This window comes from Mycobacterium gordonae, assembly GCF_017086405.1.
In the GTDB taxonomy this organism is placed as follows: domain Bacteria; phylum Actinomycetota; class Actinomycetes; order Mycobacteriales; family Mycobacteriaceae; genus Mycobacterium; species Mycobacterium gordonae_D.
In genome coordinates, this window is record NZ_CP070973.1 from 2,317,156 (window position 1) to 2,334,923 (window position 17,768).

10 protein-coding genes are annotated in these 17,768 nt (G+C 67.1%); 6 read left to right on the plus strand and 4 right to left on the minus strand.

Annotation, left to right across the window (positions count from 1 at the left end):
- Positions 1-4: 4 nt before the first annotated feature.
- The 4 genes from JX552_RS10090 to JX552_RS10105 all read right to left on the minus strand — a co-directional run bounded on the left by JX552_RS10090 (position 5) and on the right by JX552_RS10105 (position 13,264).
- Positions 5-4,537 (minus strand): type I polyketide synthase, encoded by a 4,533-nt coding sequence (locus tag JX552_RS10090; protein ID WP_205877193.1) that lies wholly within the window; start codon positions 4,535-4,537, stop codon positions 5-7.
- Entirely contained in the window at positions 4,534-10,065 is a 5,532-nt protein-coding gene (locus tag JX552_RS10095) for a type I polyketide synthase (protein WP_205877194.1), read from the minus strand. Before JX552_RS10095 ends, JX552_RS10090 begins: the two co-directional genes overlap by 4 nt.
- Positions 10,062-11,813: a long-chain-fatty-acid--AMP ligase FAAL26/FadD26 gene (gene fadD26, locus JX552_RS10100; protein WP_205877195.1), complete on the minus strand. Its 1,752-nt coding sequence runs from the start codon at positions 11,811-11,813 to the stop codon at positions 10,062-10,064. The genes JX552_RS10095 and fadD26 overlap by 4 nt, the downstream gene beginning before the upstream one ends.
- Positions 11,814-12,478: 665 nt before the next feature.
- Positions 12,479-13,264: a thioesterase II family protein gene (locus JX552_RS10105; protein ID WP_205878354.1), complete on the minus strand. Its 786-nt coding sequence runs from the start codon at positions 13,262-13,264 to the stop codon at positions 12,479-12,481.
- Positions 13,265-13,498: 234 nt separating this feature from the next.
- Here JX552_RS10105 and sepIVA point away from each other — a divergent pair, with 234 nt between their 5' ends.
- From sepIVA to JX552_RS10135, 6 genes are all read left to right on the plus strand, one after another.
- Entirely contained in the window at positions 13,499-14,236 is a 738-nt protein-coding gene (gene sepIVA, locus JX552_RS10110) for a cell division protein SepIVA (protein WP_205877196.1), read from the plus strand.
- A 57-nt stretch (positions 14,237-14,293) separates the two neighbouring features.
- Positions 14,294-14,890: a YceD family protein gene (locus JX552_RS10115; protein WP_205877197.1), complete on the plus strand. Its 597-nt coding sequence runs from the start codon at positions 14,294-14,296 to the stop codon at positions 14,888-14,890.
- Positions 14,887-15,612, plus strand: coding sequence for a ribonuclease III (gene rnc, locus JX552_RS10120; RefSeq protein ID WP_205877198.1), 726 nt, complete (start codon positions 14,887-14,889; stop codon positions 15,610-15,612). The genes JX552_RS10115 and rnc overlap by 4 nt, the downstream gene beginning before the upstream one ends.
- Before the next feature lie 204 nt (positions 15,613-15,816).
- Entirely contained in the window at positions 15,817-16,689 is an 873-nt protein-coding gene (mutM, locus tag JX552_RS10125; protein ID WP_205877199.1) for a DNA-formamidopyrimidine glycosylase, read from the plus strand.
- A gap of 365 nt (positions 16,690-17,054) precedes the next feature.
- The gene (locus JX552_RS10130; RefSeq protein ID WP_205877200.1) at positions 17,055-17,468 is read left to right on the plus strand and encodes an OsmC family protein; all 414 of its coding nucleotides are present in this window, start codon (positions 17,055-17,057) and stop codon (positions 17,466-17,468) included.
- Positions 17,455-17,736 carry an acylphosphatase gene (locus JX552_RS10135; RefSeq protein ID WP_205877201.1) on the plus strand — a complete coding sequence of 94 codons (282 nt, stop codon included), beginning with the start codon at positions 17,455-17,457 and terminating at the stop codon, positions 17,734-17,736. The genes JX552_RS10130 and JX552_RS10135 overlap by 14 nt, the downstream gene beginning before the upstream one ends.
- Positions 17,737-17,768: the final 32 nt, after the last annotated feature.

Here is a 17,768-nt window from a genome sequence, read left to right on the forward strand (position 1 = left end):
GCGGTCAGCTCAGCCTCTCCGAAAGTTGTTGTAGCAACTCGTCTTCACTAAGGTCGTCGTAGGTGTCTGGTGGCTCTTCGGCCGCCGACGCCAACCCGGCGAACTCGGGCAGCACGGTGGCCAGGTAATCGGTGAGCCCGTACACCGTGGGGTAGTCGAAAACCACCGATGCGGGCAGGAATTCACCGAGGCTGTCGGACAGGGCTCGCTGCAGCGTCACGCTCATCAACGAGTCCATGCCGAGCTGGAAGAAACCGGTGGCCGGATCGAGCGTCTCGGTGGCCGGCATGCCCATCACCGTCGCGGCCAGCGCGCCGACCTGGTCGAGCAGCATATCGTGGCGTCGGTGCGGGTCGGCGGCCCGCAGCGCCTTACGGAATTCGCTTTCCGGCAGCCTGGCGTCCTCCGACGCCGGCAGCAGGTCATCGACGATGCGCAGGGATCCGCGGGTGCGGAACGCCGCTGCCAGCAGCGGCCAGTCGGCGGCGACGATCGCGGTGCGCACCGCGGCGCCGGAACCCAGCACGGTGGGCAGCGCCCCGATGGCGGTCTCGTCGTCCATGGGGTGCAGGCCCGATTCGGCGCTGACCTGGCTGGCGTCCCGCTGCGCGTCGGCCAGGGATTTCCACAATCCCCAGTCGACGACCGTGGCGGGCAGCCCCATGGTGCGCCGCGCGTAGGCGAAGGCGTCCAGGAACGTGCTGGTGGCGGTGTAATGGGCGAGCCAGCGGGAACCGAGCAGACCGGACACCGAGGAGAACAACACGAAGTGCCGGACCGGATCGTCGGTCAGTTGCCGCAGCGACAGACGGTGCAGCAACGCGGCGGCGTCCAGCTTGGGGCGGAACATGGCCGCCACGTCGTCGTCGGACATCTCGCTCAGCAGCACCGGGCCACCGGCGAATGCGGCCAGGTAGATCCCCTCGAGCGGCGGGAGGTCGGTTCCGAACCGGTCGAACAGCGCGCCCATCGCCTCGGGGTCGGTGGCGTCGGCGGCCACTTCGACGAGATCGGTTCCGGCCGTGCGCAGTTCGTCGGCCAGCGCCTGCAGCGCGCCGGGCTTGCGGGCCACCGCGACGATCGTCGAGGCGCCCATCCGGGCGAGCTGACGGATCAGGTGTGGCCCGATGTTGCCGGTCGCGCCGACGACCAACTGGCAGGTGTCGCCGCTCAGCTGCGCCTCCGGAGCGCCTGCGTCCTGCGGTCGCCAGTGCAGCCGGGGCACATGGCGATTCGCCGACCGGTACACCACCTGGTCCTCGCCGTCTGCGAGCTCGGCGGCCACGAGCACGCACTGTGCGGCAAGCTCGGCGGGCATCGTGTCGTCGACGTCGATCAGCCCGCCCCAGATCTCCGGATGTTCGAGGGCCAGTGAGCGGCCCAGGCCCCACAGCAGCGCGTGGCCGGGATTGGCCCGATCGCCCGCGGCGACCGGTTGTGCGTTGCGGGTCATGATGAACAACTTCGGCGCCGAACCGGTCGCGGCCATCGAGGCGGCCAGACCGCGCGCTTGGTCGAAGATCCGGTAAGCCGCTGGGATATCCAGGAGTTCACCGGCTACCGGAGGTGCGTAGAGCACGTTGTCCACACCGCTCAGGGCGTCGGGTAGGTCGTGGGCGCCTTCGGGCAGCGTCGTCACCGGGCAGTCGGTGGCGGCGACCATGGCGGCGGTCAGGGCGGGTTCGGCTGCCACCAGCCAGGAGGCGCCGCAGGCGACCTCCGCCGCGGGTGCCGGGCGTACCGGCCAGTCCAGCTGGTAACTCCAGTCCGCGACGGTGTTCCCGGGCCCCTGGTGTCGAATGGGGTTGCGGCGTGAGCGCTCTGGGCGCACACGGCCCATTTCGATGTCCAGGTCGATCCAGTGATGGGTGTGCTGCCACGGCGTGGTAGGCACGGCCGGGTGCGGCTCGGGCGGGTGCGGGAGCTCAGGTGCCCGCACCGCGCAGAGATTGGTGCGGAACGTGAGGGTGTCATCGGTGTCGCGCGCCAAGGTGCCGACGGTGCGATAACCCGGTTCCGCGAGCGTTTCGGAGATGGCCTGGGTGAGCAGTGGGTGCGCGCTGATCTCGATAAAGGTGTGGTGCCGGGCTGCGGCAGCGGTGACGGCCTGCTGGAATCGGACCGGGTTGCGCATGTTGGTCGCCCAGTGCTCGGCATCGAATGCCGGTGTGCTGTCCAGGCTTTCGTAGGTGGTCGAGACAATCGGGATCGCCGGGGTGCGCGGCGCGAGGCCGGCCAGCTCCGCGCGCATCGCCGGTTGCAGCGCGTCCATCGCCGGATTGTGCGGCGCCACTTCGATATTCACCCGGCCGGCGAAGCGGTTCTGGGCACGCACCGTGGCGATCAGTTCGTCGATCTGCGCGGTCGGCCCGGAGATGACGGTCTGGCGCGGTGAGTTGTAGATGCCCAGCGTCACCTGGGGATAGTCGGCGATCAACGCCTCGGTGGCCGGCGCGTCGAGCCCCAGCATGGCCATCCCGCCCTGCCCGGACAGCGGCGCCATCAGGCGCGACCGGGTGGCGGTGACCCGGAGTCCCTCCGCGGGCGTGAGCGCGCCGGCCACCACCGCGGCGGCCACCTCGCCCATCGAATGCCCGATCACCAGGTCTGGCTGCACGCCGTAGGAACGCCACAGTTGCGTCAACGCGAGTTGCATGCCAATTAGGCCCAGTTGAATCTGTTCGATGCCGACCAGCGCGCGGCCGCTCGCCAGCACGTCGCGCAGCGAGAAGCCCGCCTGCGGTGCGAACAGCGGCTCCAACTCGTCCACGGCGGCGGCGAAAGCCGGCTCCTCGGCGAGCAATCGGCGGCCCATGCCGGCCCACTGCGACCCACGCCCGGAGTACACGAAGACAATGCCCGGTCCCGAAGTTTCCTGGTGCTCAACGAGATTGGGGGCGTGCTCCCCGTTGGCCAGGGCGCGTAGCGCGGTCAGGGCCTGACCGTGGTCACGGGCCACCACGGTGGCCGCCTTGCTGTGCCTGGTGCGATGGTGGTTGACGGTGTGCGCGACACCGGGCAGCGGTGTATCGGCGCCCGCACCCTGCAGCCAGTCGGCCAGTGCCGCGGCCGTCGCGGCCACCCGCTGCGGCGTCTTGCCCGACACCACCAGCGTCGACACCCCCGTGTCCGACCCGGCTGCCGGCACCGGGTCGGGGCCCTGCTCGATGACGACGTGTGCGTTGGTGCCGCCCAACCCGAACGAGGACACCGCCGCCCGGCGCGGGCCGTCAGCGCCGGGCCACACGATGTTCTCGGTGGGCACGACGAATCTGGTCGCGGCCGCGTCGATCGCCGGGTTCCACTGCGAGAAATGCAGATTCGGCGGGATCTGGCCACGTTGGACGGCCAGCGCGGCCTTGATGAAGCCGGCGATCCCGGCCGCCGCCTCCAGGTGACCGAGGTTGGTCTTGACGGCGCCCAGCGCGCACGAGCCGGCGCTCGGCCCCTTGACCAGGCCGTACGTCGCGGCCAGCGCTTCGAATTCGATCGGGTCACCGAGCACCGTTCCGGTCCCGTGCGCCTCGACGTAGTTGACGCTTTCGGGCGCCACATCGCCGGAACGCAGCGCGTCGGCGATCACATCGCACTGCGCGGCGGTGTTCGGCGCCGTGACACCGTTGGAGCGGCCGTCCTGGTTGACCGCCGAACCTCGTACCACCGCCAAGACCCGGTCACCGTCGCGCACCGCATCGGTCAACCGCTTGAGCACCACCACCCCGGCACCCTCGCCGCGCACGAAACCATCAGCGGCAGCGTCGAAGCTGGCGCAGCGGCCCCGGGGGGACAACAGGCCCCAGGCGGAAATGGCAATCTGGGTCTCCGGGCGTAGCGTCACGCTGACGCCGCCCGCCAGTGCCAGATCGGTTTCCCGCATCCGCAGGCTCTGACACGCCAGGTGCACCGCCACCAGCGATGACGAGCACGCGGTGTCGACCGCCACCGCGGGGCCGCGCAGCCCCAACAGGTACGAGATGCGGCCCACGGTGATGCTGTGCGCATTTCCGGTTCCGGTGTAGGCGTCCACCGTGTCGGGATCGGCGGCCAGCATGGACTGGTACTCGTTGAAGTACACGCCCATCATGACGCCGGCGCGGGTGCCGGACAGCGAATCCGTCGGTATGCCGGCGTGTTCGAGAGCCTCCCAGGCCACCTCGAGCAGCATTCGCTGCTGGGGGTCCATTGCCGCGGCTTCGCGCGGTGTGATGCCGAAGAACTCGGCGTCGAACCCGGCGATGTCGGGGACGAACCCGCCCCACTTCGTGGTCATATGGCCCGGTGTCAACGGGTCGGGGTCGTAGAACGCCTCGGCGTCCCAGCGGTCGGCGGGCACCGTTGAGATCGCGTTGCGGCCCTCCACCAGCAGGTCCCAGAAGCTTTCCGGTCCGGTGACACCGCCGGGAAACCGGCAGCCGATCCCGACCACCGCGATCGGCTCGGCCACCACGATGCGCGAGATCTTCTCGAATTCGCCCGACAGGGCGGCGCGTTGTTGCGCGCTCATACCGGAGATCCGGCTGAAGGCCGTGCGCATCACGAATGCCTTTCGGCCTCGGACGACGTCGACTCGATGCGGTCAAAGAGGCTGTCGAGCACGCTGCCGGCCGATGCGGACAGCGCGGCCATCTCGTCTTCGGTCGAATCGTCCTCGGGCGCAACCCGATTGGCCAGATAGGCCGCCAGCGCCGCTACGGTCGGGTGATTGAACAGCATGGTCGCCGACAGTTCCATGCCGACGAACTGCTCGGCCTCCCGCCGGATCGCCATCGCCATCAGCGAATTGAGTCCTAGTTCGGCGAACGGCCGGTGGCTGTCCAGGTCGGTCTCGGGCAGCCGGAGCTCGCGCGCGATGATGCCGCGCAGGCCGTTCTCGAACTCGTCGCGCACCTCCGAGGCCGACAGCGCCGACCAGTCCCGAACCGGGATGAGGTAGCTGTCCTCGATGGCCGATCCGTCCGCGGTCGCCGGCACCGGCAGCACCACCGCCTGCGCGACGTCGTAGCCGTCGACGTGCTCCCACGCGGTGAACGCCTCCTCGGGCGTGATGTCGCGTGAGCCCAGTCGGGCCAGTTCGTCGCTGACGATGCGGTTGTCCGCGGCGAACCCGAGACCACGCCAGGCCACCCAGTCCAGGCTCATGGTGTGGCAGCCCTGCTGGTGCCGCGAGCGCGCCAAGGCGTCCAGGTAGGAGTTGGCGGCGGCGTAGGAGCCCTGGCCCGGGACGCCGAATACCGTTGCGGCCGAGGAGGTCAGGAAGAAGAAGTCGACGCTGCCCGGCGGGAACGCCTGGTGCAGCACCTGGCTGCCGCCGATCTTGGACCACACCACGTCACGCACGGCGTCATCGGTCAGGTTGGTCACCAACTGGTCGTTGGTGACGCCGGCCGCGTGTATGACGCCGCGAATGGGTGTAGCACCGTCGGCGTCCCGCCGATCCAGCAGCGCCTGCAGCTGCTCGCGGCAGCCGATATCGACGGCGACGGCTTCGACTGCGACGCCACGCATTTCCAGCGCGCGTATGGCGTCGATCTTGCGCCGCAGTCCCGCGTCCAGGGTGTCGATTTCCCAGTCCCGTCTCGGCGGCAACGCGGTCCGCCCGGTCAGCACCAACCGTCGGGCGCCACGTTCGGCCAGCCAGCCCGCCATCAGCAGGCCCAGGGCGCCCATGCCACCGGTGATCAGGTAGGCCGCATCGGGTCTGCAGGCGATCGGCCTGCGCACCGGTTCACCGCGCAACGCCGCCAACGCCGGCGTGAGCACGACGCCGTCACGCAGCATCAGGACCGATCTGCTTGGGTGCTGGATCAGGTCGGCAAGCCGCTGTGCGGAGTCTTCGGGAGCAGCTGAATCGGCGAGATCGAGCAGGCCGCCCCATATTTCGGGGTGCTCAGCGGCGATCACGCCGGCCAGACCCCACAGCAGACTCTGGCGCAACGCCGACGGGTTCGCCGCCTCGTGTACGCCGCGGGTGATGATCCACAAAGTGACGGAGTCCGTCCGCTGGGCGAGGGTACGGACGGCGGCGCTGATCTCCGCGCACACCCGGACCGCGAAGTCGACGTCGCTTCCGTCGGCGGGCTGGGACTCCGTGACATACAGCACATACCGCGCGTCGGCCACTGTGCCCGGCCCGAAGCCGAACTGCCCCAGGCGGTCCATTGGCGCCCAGGCTTGGTCACCGAGGGCCGCGAGGGTGCCCGGACCCAGCGCCGGGGTCGCGTCGGCGCGCGGTTGCCAGTCCAGGGTGTGTGCGAAAGCGCGCGCGTCCGACGGCTCGACGGTTGGTGTGACGGCGAGGTCGAGCGCTCGGTAGCGAAGCGAGCGCATCGACAGCCACGGTGCGGCGCCGTGTGCTCCGGCGGCGATGTCGACGGTGATTCCCTGCCCGTCACCTCCGGTGCGGGTGAGCACCACCGCGCCGTGGGGCTCGGTGTGGTTGTCCCGCAGCCACACCCGCTCGATGGTGGCTGGGACGTAGAGGCGTGCGTCGTCGGCGTCGGAGAGCGCTCCGACGATCACGGCGGCGTCCAGCAGCGGCCCGGTGGAACCATCGGGCAGCGCGCCGGGCAGTCGAATTGCGGCGTGCAGGCCGGCTGGGGTCGGCTCCCAGGAGTCCAGCGCCCATTTGAACGGCAGGCCGTCCACGCCGCGCAGCGCGAGTTGTTCGGTCACGTCCGGGATGTCGTCCTCGACCTCGATAAGGCTTTGGGTCCGGTGCGGGACATGCGCGGCGGGTTCCGGTGGTGCCGCCGATAGTTGGGCGGTCACATGGTGGGTCCAACGGTCGTGCGTGCTGTCGGCCGGGCGCGAGGCCAGGCCGATCGACTGGTCGTCGGCCACCACTTGGATCAGGCGTGGCTGATCGGCGAAGACCGGTTGATCGAATCGCACTGCCGACAGCCCCGGGTAGCCCAATTGTTCTGCCGCGCAGAGCAGTGTGTGCAGGACGACTGACGCCGGCACCACCTCGACGCCGTGAAACCGGTGCCGGCCGCGGTACGGCTTGGCATCAGGGGCCAGCCGGGCCTGCCACAGGTGCGACGGCTGGCCGCCAGACACGGCCGTGACCGTGCTGTGCGGGCCGAGCAACGTGCCCGCCGACGGTGCCGCGACCACAGAGTTGGCGGCACGTCTGGGGTTGAACCAGTGCCGAGAATGTTGCCACGGTGTGCTGGGCAGCGGGGGGTGGGGCTCTGCCGGGTGCGGAGTGTGCGGTGGGTGGCCGCTGTGGATGGTGTTGACGTTGGTACGGAATGTGATGGTGTCATCGGTGTCGCGTTGCAGCGTGCCGATGCTGGTGTACCGGGTGCCGTGCTGCGCGCTATGCAGGGTGTCGACGACGGCCTGGGTGAGCAGGGGGTGGGCACTGATCTCCACGAACGTGTGGTGCTGCTCGGCCGCTGCGGTAACGGCCTGCTGGAAGCGCACCGGGTTGCGCATGTTGACCGCCCAGTGCTCCGCATCGAAAACCGGTGTGCTGGCCAGGTCTTCGTATGTGGTCGAAATGATCGGGATGGTCGGGGTGCGCGGTGCCAGGTCGGCCAGTTCGGCGCGCATCGCCGGCTGCAGCGCGTCCATGGCCGGATTGTGCGGGGCCACTTCGATGTTGACCCGGCTGGCGAACCGGTCCCGGGCGCGCACGCGGGTGATCAGTTCCTCGATCTGCTCGGTGGGCCCGGAGATCACGGTCTGGCGCGGTGAGTTGTAGATACCCAGGGTGACCTGCGGGTAGTCGGCGATCAGCGCCTCGGTGGCCGCGGCGTCGAGCTCCAGCAACGCCATCGCGCCCTGCCCGGACAGCGGCGCCATCAGGCGGGCCCGGGTGGCGGTGACCCGCAGCCCTTCGGCGGGGGTCAGTGCTCCGGCGACCACGGCTGCGGCCACTTCGCCCATCGAGTGCCCGATCACCAGGTCGGGCTCCACCCCGTAGGAACGCCACAACTGCGTCAGCGCCAACTGCATGCCGATCAGACCCAACTGAATCTGCTCGATACCCACCAACTCGGTGCCGTTGGCCAGCACCTCACGCAGCGAGAAGCTGCCCTGGGCAACGAAATCGGGCTCGAGATCGTCGACGGCCGCCGCGAATGCGGGCTCGTCGGCCAACAACCGGCGACCCATGCCCGCCCACTGCGAGCCGCGCCCGGAATAGACGAACACCGTGCCGGGACCAGGTGAGTCGTCCCTGGGGCCGACCACCCCGGGTGCCAGCTGTCCCGCGGCCAGGGCGCGCAGCCCGGCGATGGCGTGCTGGCGGCCCTCGGCGCCGCGCCGGGCCACCACGGTGCCGAACTTGGCCTGACGTGATCGGTGGTGGTTGAGCGTGTGGGCAACGTCGGCCAGCGGCACCTGGGCTCCGGCGCCCTCCATCCAGTCGGCCAGCACCGCGGCAGTCGCGGCCACTCGTTGCGGCGTCTTGCCGGCCACGATCAGCGTCGAGACGGCCGGCGCCGGATTCAGCTCACGCGATCCGGCGATCTCCTGGCCTTGCTCGATCACCACGTGGGCATTGGTTCCGCCGAACCCGAATGACGACACGCCGGCCCGCCGCGGATGTCCGGTCTGCGGCCAATCAGTCTGGTTGTCAACGACTTTCATTCGCAGATCGGCGAACGGAATATGCGGGTTGGGGCTTTCGAAGCGGTGGTTCGGCGGGATCTGACCGCGCTGGACCGCAAGAACGGTCTTGATGAAACCGGCGATCCCGGCCGCGGCCTCGGTGTGTCCCAGATTGGTCTTGACGGCGCCCAGCAGCAGCGGCGCGTCAACTGGACGTCCGCGACCCAGCACGGTGCCCAGAGCGCGGGCCTCGATGGGGTCGCCGAGCAGGGTTCCGGTGCCGTGCGCCTCGACGTAGTCCACCTCGGTGGGCTGCATGCCGGCACTGGCGTAGGCGGCGCGTAGCACCGCCATCTGCGCGGCCGGGTTGGGCGCCATCAACCCGTTGGACCGGCCGTCCTGGTTGACCGCCGAGCCGCAGATGACGGCCAGCACCCGGTCGCCGTCGCGTTGTGCGTCGGTCAACCGCTTGAGCACCACCACCCCGGCGCCCTCGCCGCGGACGAACCCGTCGGCGGCAGCGTCGAAGGCGCGACAGTGACCTGTCGGCGACAACGCGCCCACCTGATCGAAACCGCGGAAAACGGCCGGAGACAACAACAGGTTCACCCCGGCCGCTATCGCCAGCTGCGAGTCCTGGGTGCGAAGGCTCTGACAGGCCAGGTGGATCGCCACCAGCGACGACGAGCACGCGGTGTCCACCGCTACCGAAGGACCGCGCAGGTCAAGGAAATACGACAGGCGGTTGGCGATGATGCTCATCGCGCCACCGGTGTTGCTCCATCCATCGATCTGCGCAAGGTCGGTGGCGGCGATGGCTCCGTATTCGCTCAGGCACGATCCGGCGAACACCCCGGTCTGCGAGCGGCGCAGCGAACTGGGCGGAATTCCGGCGTGCTCCAACGCTTCCCACGCCACTTCGAGCAGCAGCCGCTGCTGCGGATCCATCTTGTCGGCCTCGCTGGGCGAGATCTCGAAGAATTCGGCGTCGAACGACTCGATGTCGGGCAGAAACGAACCCCAGCGCGTGGTCCGGGCGAGTACGGCCTTGGCTTCCGCTGAGCCGTCGTCGAAAAGTTCCCACCGCTTGTCGGGGACCTTGCCGATCGACGAGCGTCGTTCACAAAGGAAGTCCCACAACGCATCTGGCCCGTGTATCCCGCCGGGGAAGCGGCATCCGATGCCGATCACCGCGATCGGCTCGTCGAGTGAGGTGCCGCCCGGACGGTTGAGCCCTGAGCCTGCTTCGGGTTCTGGTTCGGGGGCGGTGAGGTACGCGGCTAGATCGTTGATGGTCGGGTGCTCCCAGAAGTCGATGGGGGAGACTGTCCTGCCCAGCAGTTCGGTGAGTTCACCGGATAGCACTACCGCGTCGCGGGAACTCACGCCGAGGTCAGCCAGGGACAGATTCGGGTCGACCTCGTCGGGCCGGCACCCGATGTTGGTCACCAGATAGTCGACCAGCCAGTGGCGCAGGTCGGCCTCGCCACTGATGCTTGCCGTCATACGGTCACGTCCAGCCGCTTGAACCCGTCGCTCCGATACCGCTCGACGCAGGCGGAACGCCGGATCTTGCCGCTGGTGGTGATGGGAATGGAGCCGGGCGACACGAGCACCAGGTCGGCGACCCGCAGGCTGTGTGAGCGCGAAATCGCCGAGGTGACCTCCCGCTTGACCGATCGCAGCTTGAGCATCGCGTCTTCTGCCGACGCGCCGCGGCGTTTCAGCTCGATGATGGCCACCAACTGCTCGGTGATGTCGTCGGCCACCGAGATCGCGGCGACCCTGCCGCCGGTGATCTCCTGGATCGTCGCCTCGATGTCATCGGGGTAGTGGTTGCGGCCGTCGACGATGAGCAGGTCCTTGATGCGGCCCATGATGAACAGCTCGCCCTCGGACAGGACACCCAGATCCCCGGTGCGCAGCCACGGTCCTTCCGGCGTGCCCGGAGCCGCGTCGACGATATGGGCATTGAAGATGCGGTTGGTCTGCTCGGGCTTCTGCCAGTACCCCAGGGCCACATGTTCGCCGTGCACCCAGATCTCACCGACGTCACCGGACATGTTCTCGACCATGGTGTCCGGGTTGACGATCCGCACCGCAGCCGGGTCGGGGCAGCCGTAGCTGATCAGTTCGGTGCCGACCGACCCTTCGGAGCCACAGCGTTTGGCCTGACCGGCGGACAGGTGTTCGTAGTCGAACCGCACGGTTGTCGGCGCGGTTCCGGGTTCGGGCGCCGCCACGTACAGCGTGGCCTCGGCGAGGCCGTAGGACGGCCGGACCGCGGTGGGGCTGAGGTGGTATTTGGCGAATCGCTCGGTGAAGCGCTTTACGGTCGCCACATGGATTCGTTCGCTGCCGCTGACGATGCCGACGACGTCGCTCAGGTCGAGACCGGCCATGTCTTCGTCGGATGTTCGGCGCACGGCCAATTCGAAAGCGAAATTCGGCGCTGCGGAAAAGGGCGAAGGGTTACTGGCAAGCAGTTGCATCCAGCAGGCCGGGCGGCGCAGGAATGCCATGGGGCTCAGCAGTACGGCACTGCGTTCGGCGACCATCGGTGCGCAGATTCCCAGAATCAGGCCCATGTCGTGAAATAGCGGTAACCACGAAACCACGGTTCCGTTGGGGATCTTTGCCAGGTCGCCAAAATATCCGTACAGGCTCTGGGTCACATTCGCGATGACATTTTTATGCGACACAATGACACCGGCCGGTGTCCGCGTGGAACCCGAGGTGTACTGAAGATAGGCGGCTCCGCTGGACAGTCGCGGGACGCGCGACGACTCGCGTGGCGAGTCCAGGTCGAGCAGATCGACTTCGATAATGAAGGGAGCGGCCTGGCCGTTTTGTGCCCGCGCATATTTCGACACATCATTCACCACGGACGACGTCGTGAGAATGGCGACCGGTTTGGAGTCCCGCAGCACCGCGGAAACGCGGTCGTCGTGGATGCCGTACTGCGGCGTCGACAGCGGTACGGCGATGAATCCGGCCTGCAGGGCACCGAGGAATGCGATGACGTATTCCAATCCTTGCGGGGCGAGGATCGCGACCCGGTCGCCTGGGGCGCCACACAGCTTCAGTTCCTCGGCGATGACGCAGGCCCGGCTGTAGACCTGGGACCAGGTCAGCGTCTCAGCAAATCCTTTCGGATCCAATCCGTAATCGATGAATGTGTATGCCGCGGTATCGGCCTGCTGATCGGCCCGCTGTTTCAGCAAAGCGGGTAGGGACCCGTCAGTCACCGGCATCGCTGTACACTCCCGTTCGAAAGTTTGCCCTTGTGCACTATCGCAGCCTCACCCGATTCGAAATGGGGCCGCATAGCGGTTCGCCTAGTGCCGATAAACGGCACGCTTGAGATGCCTAGTCCGCGTCGACGACTGCTTTCGTCCCCACCGAAGCACCACTGTGTGCCGCCAGATGATCGCCCCTGGACTAATTCCGCTCCCCAAACAACTAGTCGCGTGTTCAACGGTAATCATCTCACTGTACGGGTGGGGGCATTATCGGAAAATCCACACGCTTCCCACAGCGATCGAAGAGGTCGTTGCTCGGTGGCGCAGTTGGCTGATCTGCGCTGAATCTTATTCACTCCTGCCAGGTGCTGTGATTGATGTGACATGTGATACATCGGTGGCGGATGTTGGTTACGTGAGAACAGAGTCTCAAGTTCTCGAACCCGACACCGTCCGATTTCTGGGACCGGCGTCCCGTTGTGACGAGAGTAACACCTCCGGCGAAGGTGGTCGGCCGGCTTCGGTTTGATCCGCGTCCGCTGCCCGGGCGCAGGCCCTGCCGGTGATGCCGAGAATCGAACAAAAGCTTCGACTCGGCGCAAGGGTGGGCTAGCTTTGCCAGGCGGGTACCCGCCAAAACGAGCTGAGCGCCTGCACCGACGGCGTGTGCCACCTGGCTAAGTGCAGTCGGCCCATTCCAGGGTTCTGGTCTCGATGTCGTCGACCAGCTCGGGAAGATTGTTGTTCAGGTAGAAGTGGTCACCAGTAAACACGCGAAGCGCGAACTCGGACGTCGTCCGGTCGCCCCACGGCGCCATGTCGTCCTGAGTTGCTATCCAGTCCTTATCGCCGATGAACGCGTAGATGGGACACGCCAGCTTCTGCTCCGGAGGGCTTTCGTACCCCGCGATCACACGCGCCGCCCGCAGCGTCGGCAGCACGCCCACCAGGAATTCCTCGTCGTCGAAGAATTCCGGGTTCATGCCTGTCATCTGGGCGATCAAATTCAACATCTCGTTGTCGGACATCCCTTTGATCTGCTTGTACCGGATATGGCCGGGAGCCGAACAGGCTGAGACGAAAAATGCGAGCACATTGTATCCCGCTGATTGAAAACGCAATGCGACTTCGAATGCGAGCATTCCGCCCATGCTGTGTCCGAAGAAGGCGACCGGAACTTCGGGACGGGCTGCCGGCTTCATCATGGCGAAAATCTCGTCGGCAAGACCGGGAACGCTGGACAGTGGCGGCAGTCCGGCGCCATCTCGTTGACCGGGATACTGGACCGCAATACGTGACAAGTTGCCGGAAAACTCACGCGAAAACGCGACGTAGTCCTTTGCGGTACCGCCGGCATGCGGAAAGATGTACAGCGTAGGTTTATCGAGATTTTCGCTTTTGTTGCCTTTTATCGAACTGCCGCGCACCGGGTCAGCATAGCGTGGTTTCGCAGGCAGGCTCAGTGCTCACAGCGCAGGCCGTCTCTTGTCGACGGAGTGCTTAGGGCCAGGCTGCGGCGATAGTCTTGAGGGCAAACCATGTGGGTACTGAGCGTCGGCGGGCCATTGAGACTGTGAACACGACAGGCAGGCGAAAATTGAGCCCGACACACCGGTGTCATCACCGCTGTCACAGACGTAACACCAGGCACACTGGTAACAACGAGGATCTTGCCAGTCGTCCAGGAGGTATTGGCCGTGTACCGAGTCTTTGAAGCGCTGGACGAGTTGAGCGCCATTGTTGAGGAAGCCCGTGGCGTGCCGATGACCGCGGGCTGCGTCGTACCCCGCGGCGACGTGCTCGAACTGATCGACGACATCAAGGACGCGATCCCTGGCGAGCTCGACGACGCCCAGGACGTGCTGGACGCGCGCGACTCCATGCTGCACGACGCCAAGTCACACGCGGATTCGATGGTCTCGTCGGCGACCACCGAATCTGAGTCGATGGTCAACCACGCGCGCGCCGAGGCCGACCGACTGCTTTCCGACGCCAAGGCGCAGGCTGACCGGATGGTCAGCGAAGCCCGTCAGCACAGCGAGCGGATGGTGGGCGAAGCGCGCGAAGAGGCGATGCGCATCGCCGCCTCGGCCAAGCGCGAGTACGAGGCCAGCGTCAGCCGCGCTAAGACCGAGTGCGACCGGCTCATCGAGAACGGCAACATCTCCTACGAGAAGGCCGTGCAAGAGGGCATCAAGGAACAGCAGCGACTGGTGTCGCAGAACGAGGTGGTCCAGGCCGCGCATGCGGAATCGACCCGACTCATCGACACCGCGCACGCTGAGGCTGACCGGTTGCGAGGCGAATGCGACATCTACGTCGACAACAAGCTTGCCGAGTTCGAGGAGTTCCTCAACGGCACGCTGCGCTCGGTGGGCCGGGGCCGTCATCAGCTTCGCACCGCGGCGGGTACGCACGACTACGTGACCCGGTAGCCCCCCGGGGCGCCATTAGCAGTGGACCTGGGCGCTGCGCGCCGTAGGATTCCCCGTATGGCAAGGCAGCACGGCCAGACCGCGCAGCGACGCGCCGTCACACCGTTGACCATCGATGTCGCCCGGCTCGGCAGACGTCCGGGTTCGATGCTCGAGATCCATGACACCGTCGACAGCCCCTCGCGCATCGGGGTGGAGCTGATCGCCATCCAGCCCGGGGCGCCGTTGGGCCTGGACCTGCGCGTGGAATCGGTGTCTGAAGGCGTGCTGGTGACGGGCACGGTGGACGCTCCGACGGCCGGCGAATGCTCCCGCTGCCTGTCACCGATCCAAGGCAGCGTTCAGGTCGGGTTGACCGAACTGTTCGCCTACCCGGACAGCGCCACCGAGGCCACCACCGAGGAAGACGAGGTGGGCCACGTCGTCGACCAGACGATCAATCTCGAGCAGCCGATCATCGACGCCGTCGGCCTCGAGCTGCCGTTTTCACCTGTGTGCTCACCGGATTGCCCGGGGTTGTGCCCGCAATGCGGGGTTTCGCTGGCCGCCGAGCCTGGGCACCAGCATGAACAGATCGACCCGCGGTGGGCCAAGCTGGCCGAGATGCTGCCGGATCAGGACGGCCCGGACACCGAACAGCGAGGTGAGCAGTGACCCAGTCGCGACAGACATTGCTCGACGCACTCGGGGTCGATCTGGCTGACGACCTGCTCTCACTGGCGCTGACACATCGCAGCTACGCCTACGAAAACGGTGGGCTGCCCACTAATGAGCGGTTGGAGTTCCTCGGCGACGCGGTGCTGGGACTGACCATCACCGACGAGCTGTACCACCGACACCCCGACCGTTCCGAAGGCGACTTGGCCAAATTGCGGGCCAGCGTCGTCAACACCCATGCACTCGCCGATGTCGCACGGACCCTGACCGCTGAGGGCCTGGGCACGTACGTGCTGCTGGGCCGCGGCGAAGCTAACACCGGAGGCGCCGACAAGTCCAGCATCCTGGCGGACGGGATGGAATCCTTGCTGGGCGCGATCTACCTGCAGCACGGTATTGAGGTGGCGCGAGAGACGATCCTGCGGTTGTTCGGCCCGCTACTGGACGCCGCGCCTACGCTGGGCGCCGGCCTGGACTGGAAAACCAGCTTGCAGGAGTTGACTGCGGCACGTGCGCTGGGGCCGCCCTCGTACCTGGTGACCTCTACCGGCCCGGATCATGACAAGGAGTTCACCGCGGTGGTGGTGGTGATGGACACCGAGTACGGGTCGGGTGTGGGGCGCTCCAAGAAAGAGGCCGAGCAGAAGGCCGCGTCGGCAGCGTACAAAGCGCTGGAGTCGCTGGACGTGCTGGACACTGCGGGGAAGTCGTCGGCTTGATGACCCGCTGTGCGCGGCTTGGCCGCGCTTGCGATCACTGCGTTTGGATGGTGCTGACCCGCTGTGCGCGGCTTTGCCGCGCTTGCGATCACTGCGTTGGATGGTGCTGACCCGCTGTGCGCGGCTTTGCCGCGCTTGCGATCACTGCGTTGGATGGTGCTGACCCGCTGTGCGCGGCTTTGCCGCGCTTGCGATCATCACTGAATGCCCGAACTACCTGAAGTAGAGGTGGTACGGCGTGGTCTGCAGACCCACGTGGTGGGGAAGACGATCACTGGCGTCCGGGTTCACCACCCCCGCGCCGTGCGACGGCACGAGGCCGGGCCTGCTGATCTCACCGCGCGCCTGCTCGACGCCCGTATCACCGGCACCGATCGGCGTGGCAAGTACCTATGGCTGACCCTGAGTACCCCGGATGTCGAAGACGCCGAGCCGGACACCGCGCTTGTCGTGCACCTGGGCATGAGCGGCCAGATGTTACTGGGCGTGGTGCCGCGGGCCGACCACGTGCGGATTTCCGCGTTGCTCGACGACGGGACGGTGCTCAGTTTCGCCGATCAGCGAACCTTCGGTGGGTGGATGCTGGCCGACCTGGTGACCGTCGACGGCAGCGTGGTTCCCGAACCCGTCGCACATTTGGCTCGTGATCCGCTCGATCCACGATTCGACGCCAAAGCTGTGATTGAGGTGTTGCGGCGCAAGCACTCTGAGATCAAACGTCAATTGCTGGATCAGCAGGTGGTGTCGGGGATCGGCAACATCTACGCCGATGAAGCGCTGTGGCGGGCCAAGATCAACGGCGCGCGGATCGCCGCCACTCTGTCCCGTCCCAAGTTGGCGGCCGTCTTGGACTCCGCAGCCGAGGTGATGCGCGAGGCGCTGGCGAAGGGCGGCACGTCGTTCGATTCGCTGTACGTCAACGTCAACGGCGAATCTGGCTACTTCGACCGTTCGCTGGACGCCTACGGCAGGGAAGGCGAGAACTGCCGTCGATGCGCAGCGGTGATGCGTCGAGAGAAGTTCATGAACCGCTCCTCTTTCTACTGCCCGCGGTGCCAGCCGAGGCCCCGGAATTAGAACCGCACCCACTGGTGGCGCGAGGGTGCGTTGGGGTACGTCGACGCGCCGTGGCGGGTGGCGTGGAGTGCACGTTCGCGCCTCCGGCGGCCCCGAGGGGTGGCGAGGGTGCGTTGGGGTACGTCGACGCGCCGTGGCGGGTGGCGTGGAGTGCACGTTCGCGCCTCCGGCGGCCCCGAGGGGTGGCGAGGGTGCGTTGGGGTACGTCGACGCGCCGTTGCGGGTGGCGCGAAGTGCACGTTCGCGCCTCCGGCGGCCCCGAGGGGTGGCGAGGGTGCGTTGGGGTACGTCGACGCGCCGTTGCGGGTGGCGTGGAGTGCACTCTCGCCAACGGCCGGCCAACCGCACAAAGTAAGAAGGGAGCCATGACGGAACTCTGGGTGGAGCGCACCGGAACGCGCCGGTACACCGGTCGAAGCTCGCGGGGAGCGCAGGTGCTGATCGGCGGCGAGGACGTCGACGGCGTGTTCACTCCCGGTGAGTTGATGAAGATCGCGCTCGCCGGCTGCAGCGGGATGTCCAGCGACCAGCCGCTGGCACGCCGCCTGGGAAACGACTATCGGGCGGTGGTCAAAGTGTCCGGCACCGCAGACCGCGACAACGAGGTCTATCCACTCCTCGAGGAGAAACTCGAGCTGGACCTTTCGGGTCTGACGGAGCAGGAGAAGGAGCGCCTCGTCGTGGTCGTCAATCGGGCCATCGACGCGGTCTGCACCGTCGGCCGCACCCTGAAGGCCGGTACCAGCGTCACCTTCGAGGTCGTCGATGTCGAGTCATGAGGTGCGGCTGACGGCCTGGGTGCACGGGCACGTCCAGGGAGTGGGGTTCCGTTGGTGGACCCGCTGTCGGGCACTCGAGCAGGGTCTGACGGGTTATGCGGCCAACCATGCCGACGGCCGCGTTCTGGTGGTCGCCAACGGCCCGCGCGAGGCCGGCGAACGGCTGCTCGAACTGCTACGGGGGGATAGCACGCCGGGCCGGGTGGACAAGGTGGTCGCTGACTGGTCGGAGTCGACGGAGCAGTTCACCGGATTCGTGGAGCGCTAGCAGCGAGGCCGCAACTGAAGTGGCGCCTGTGG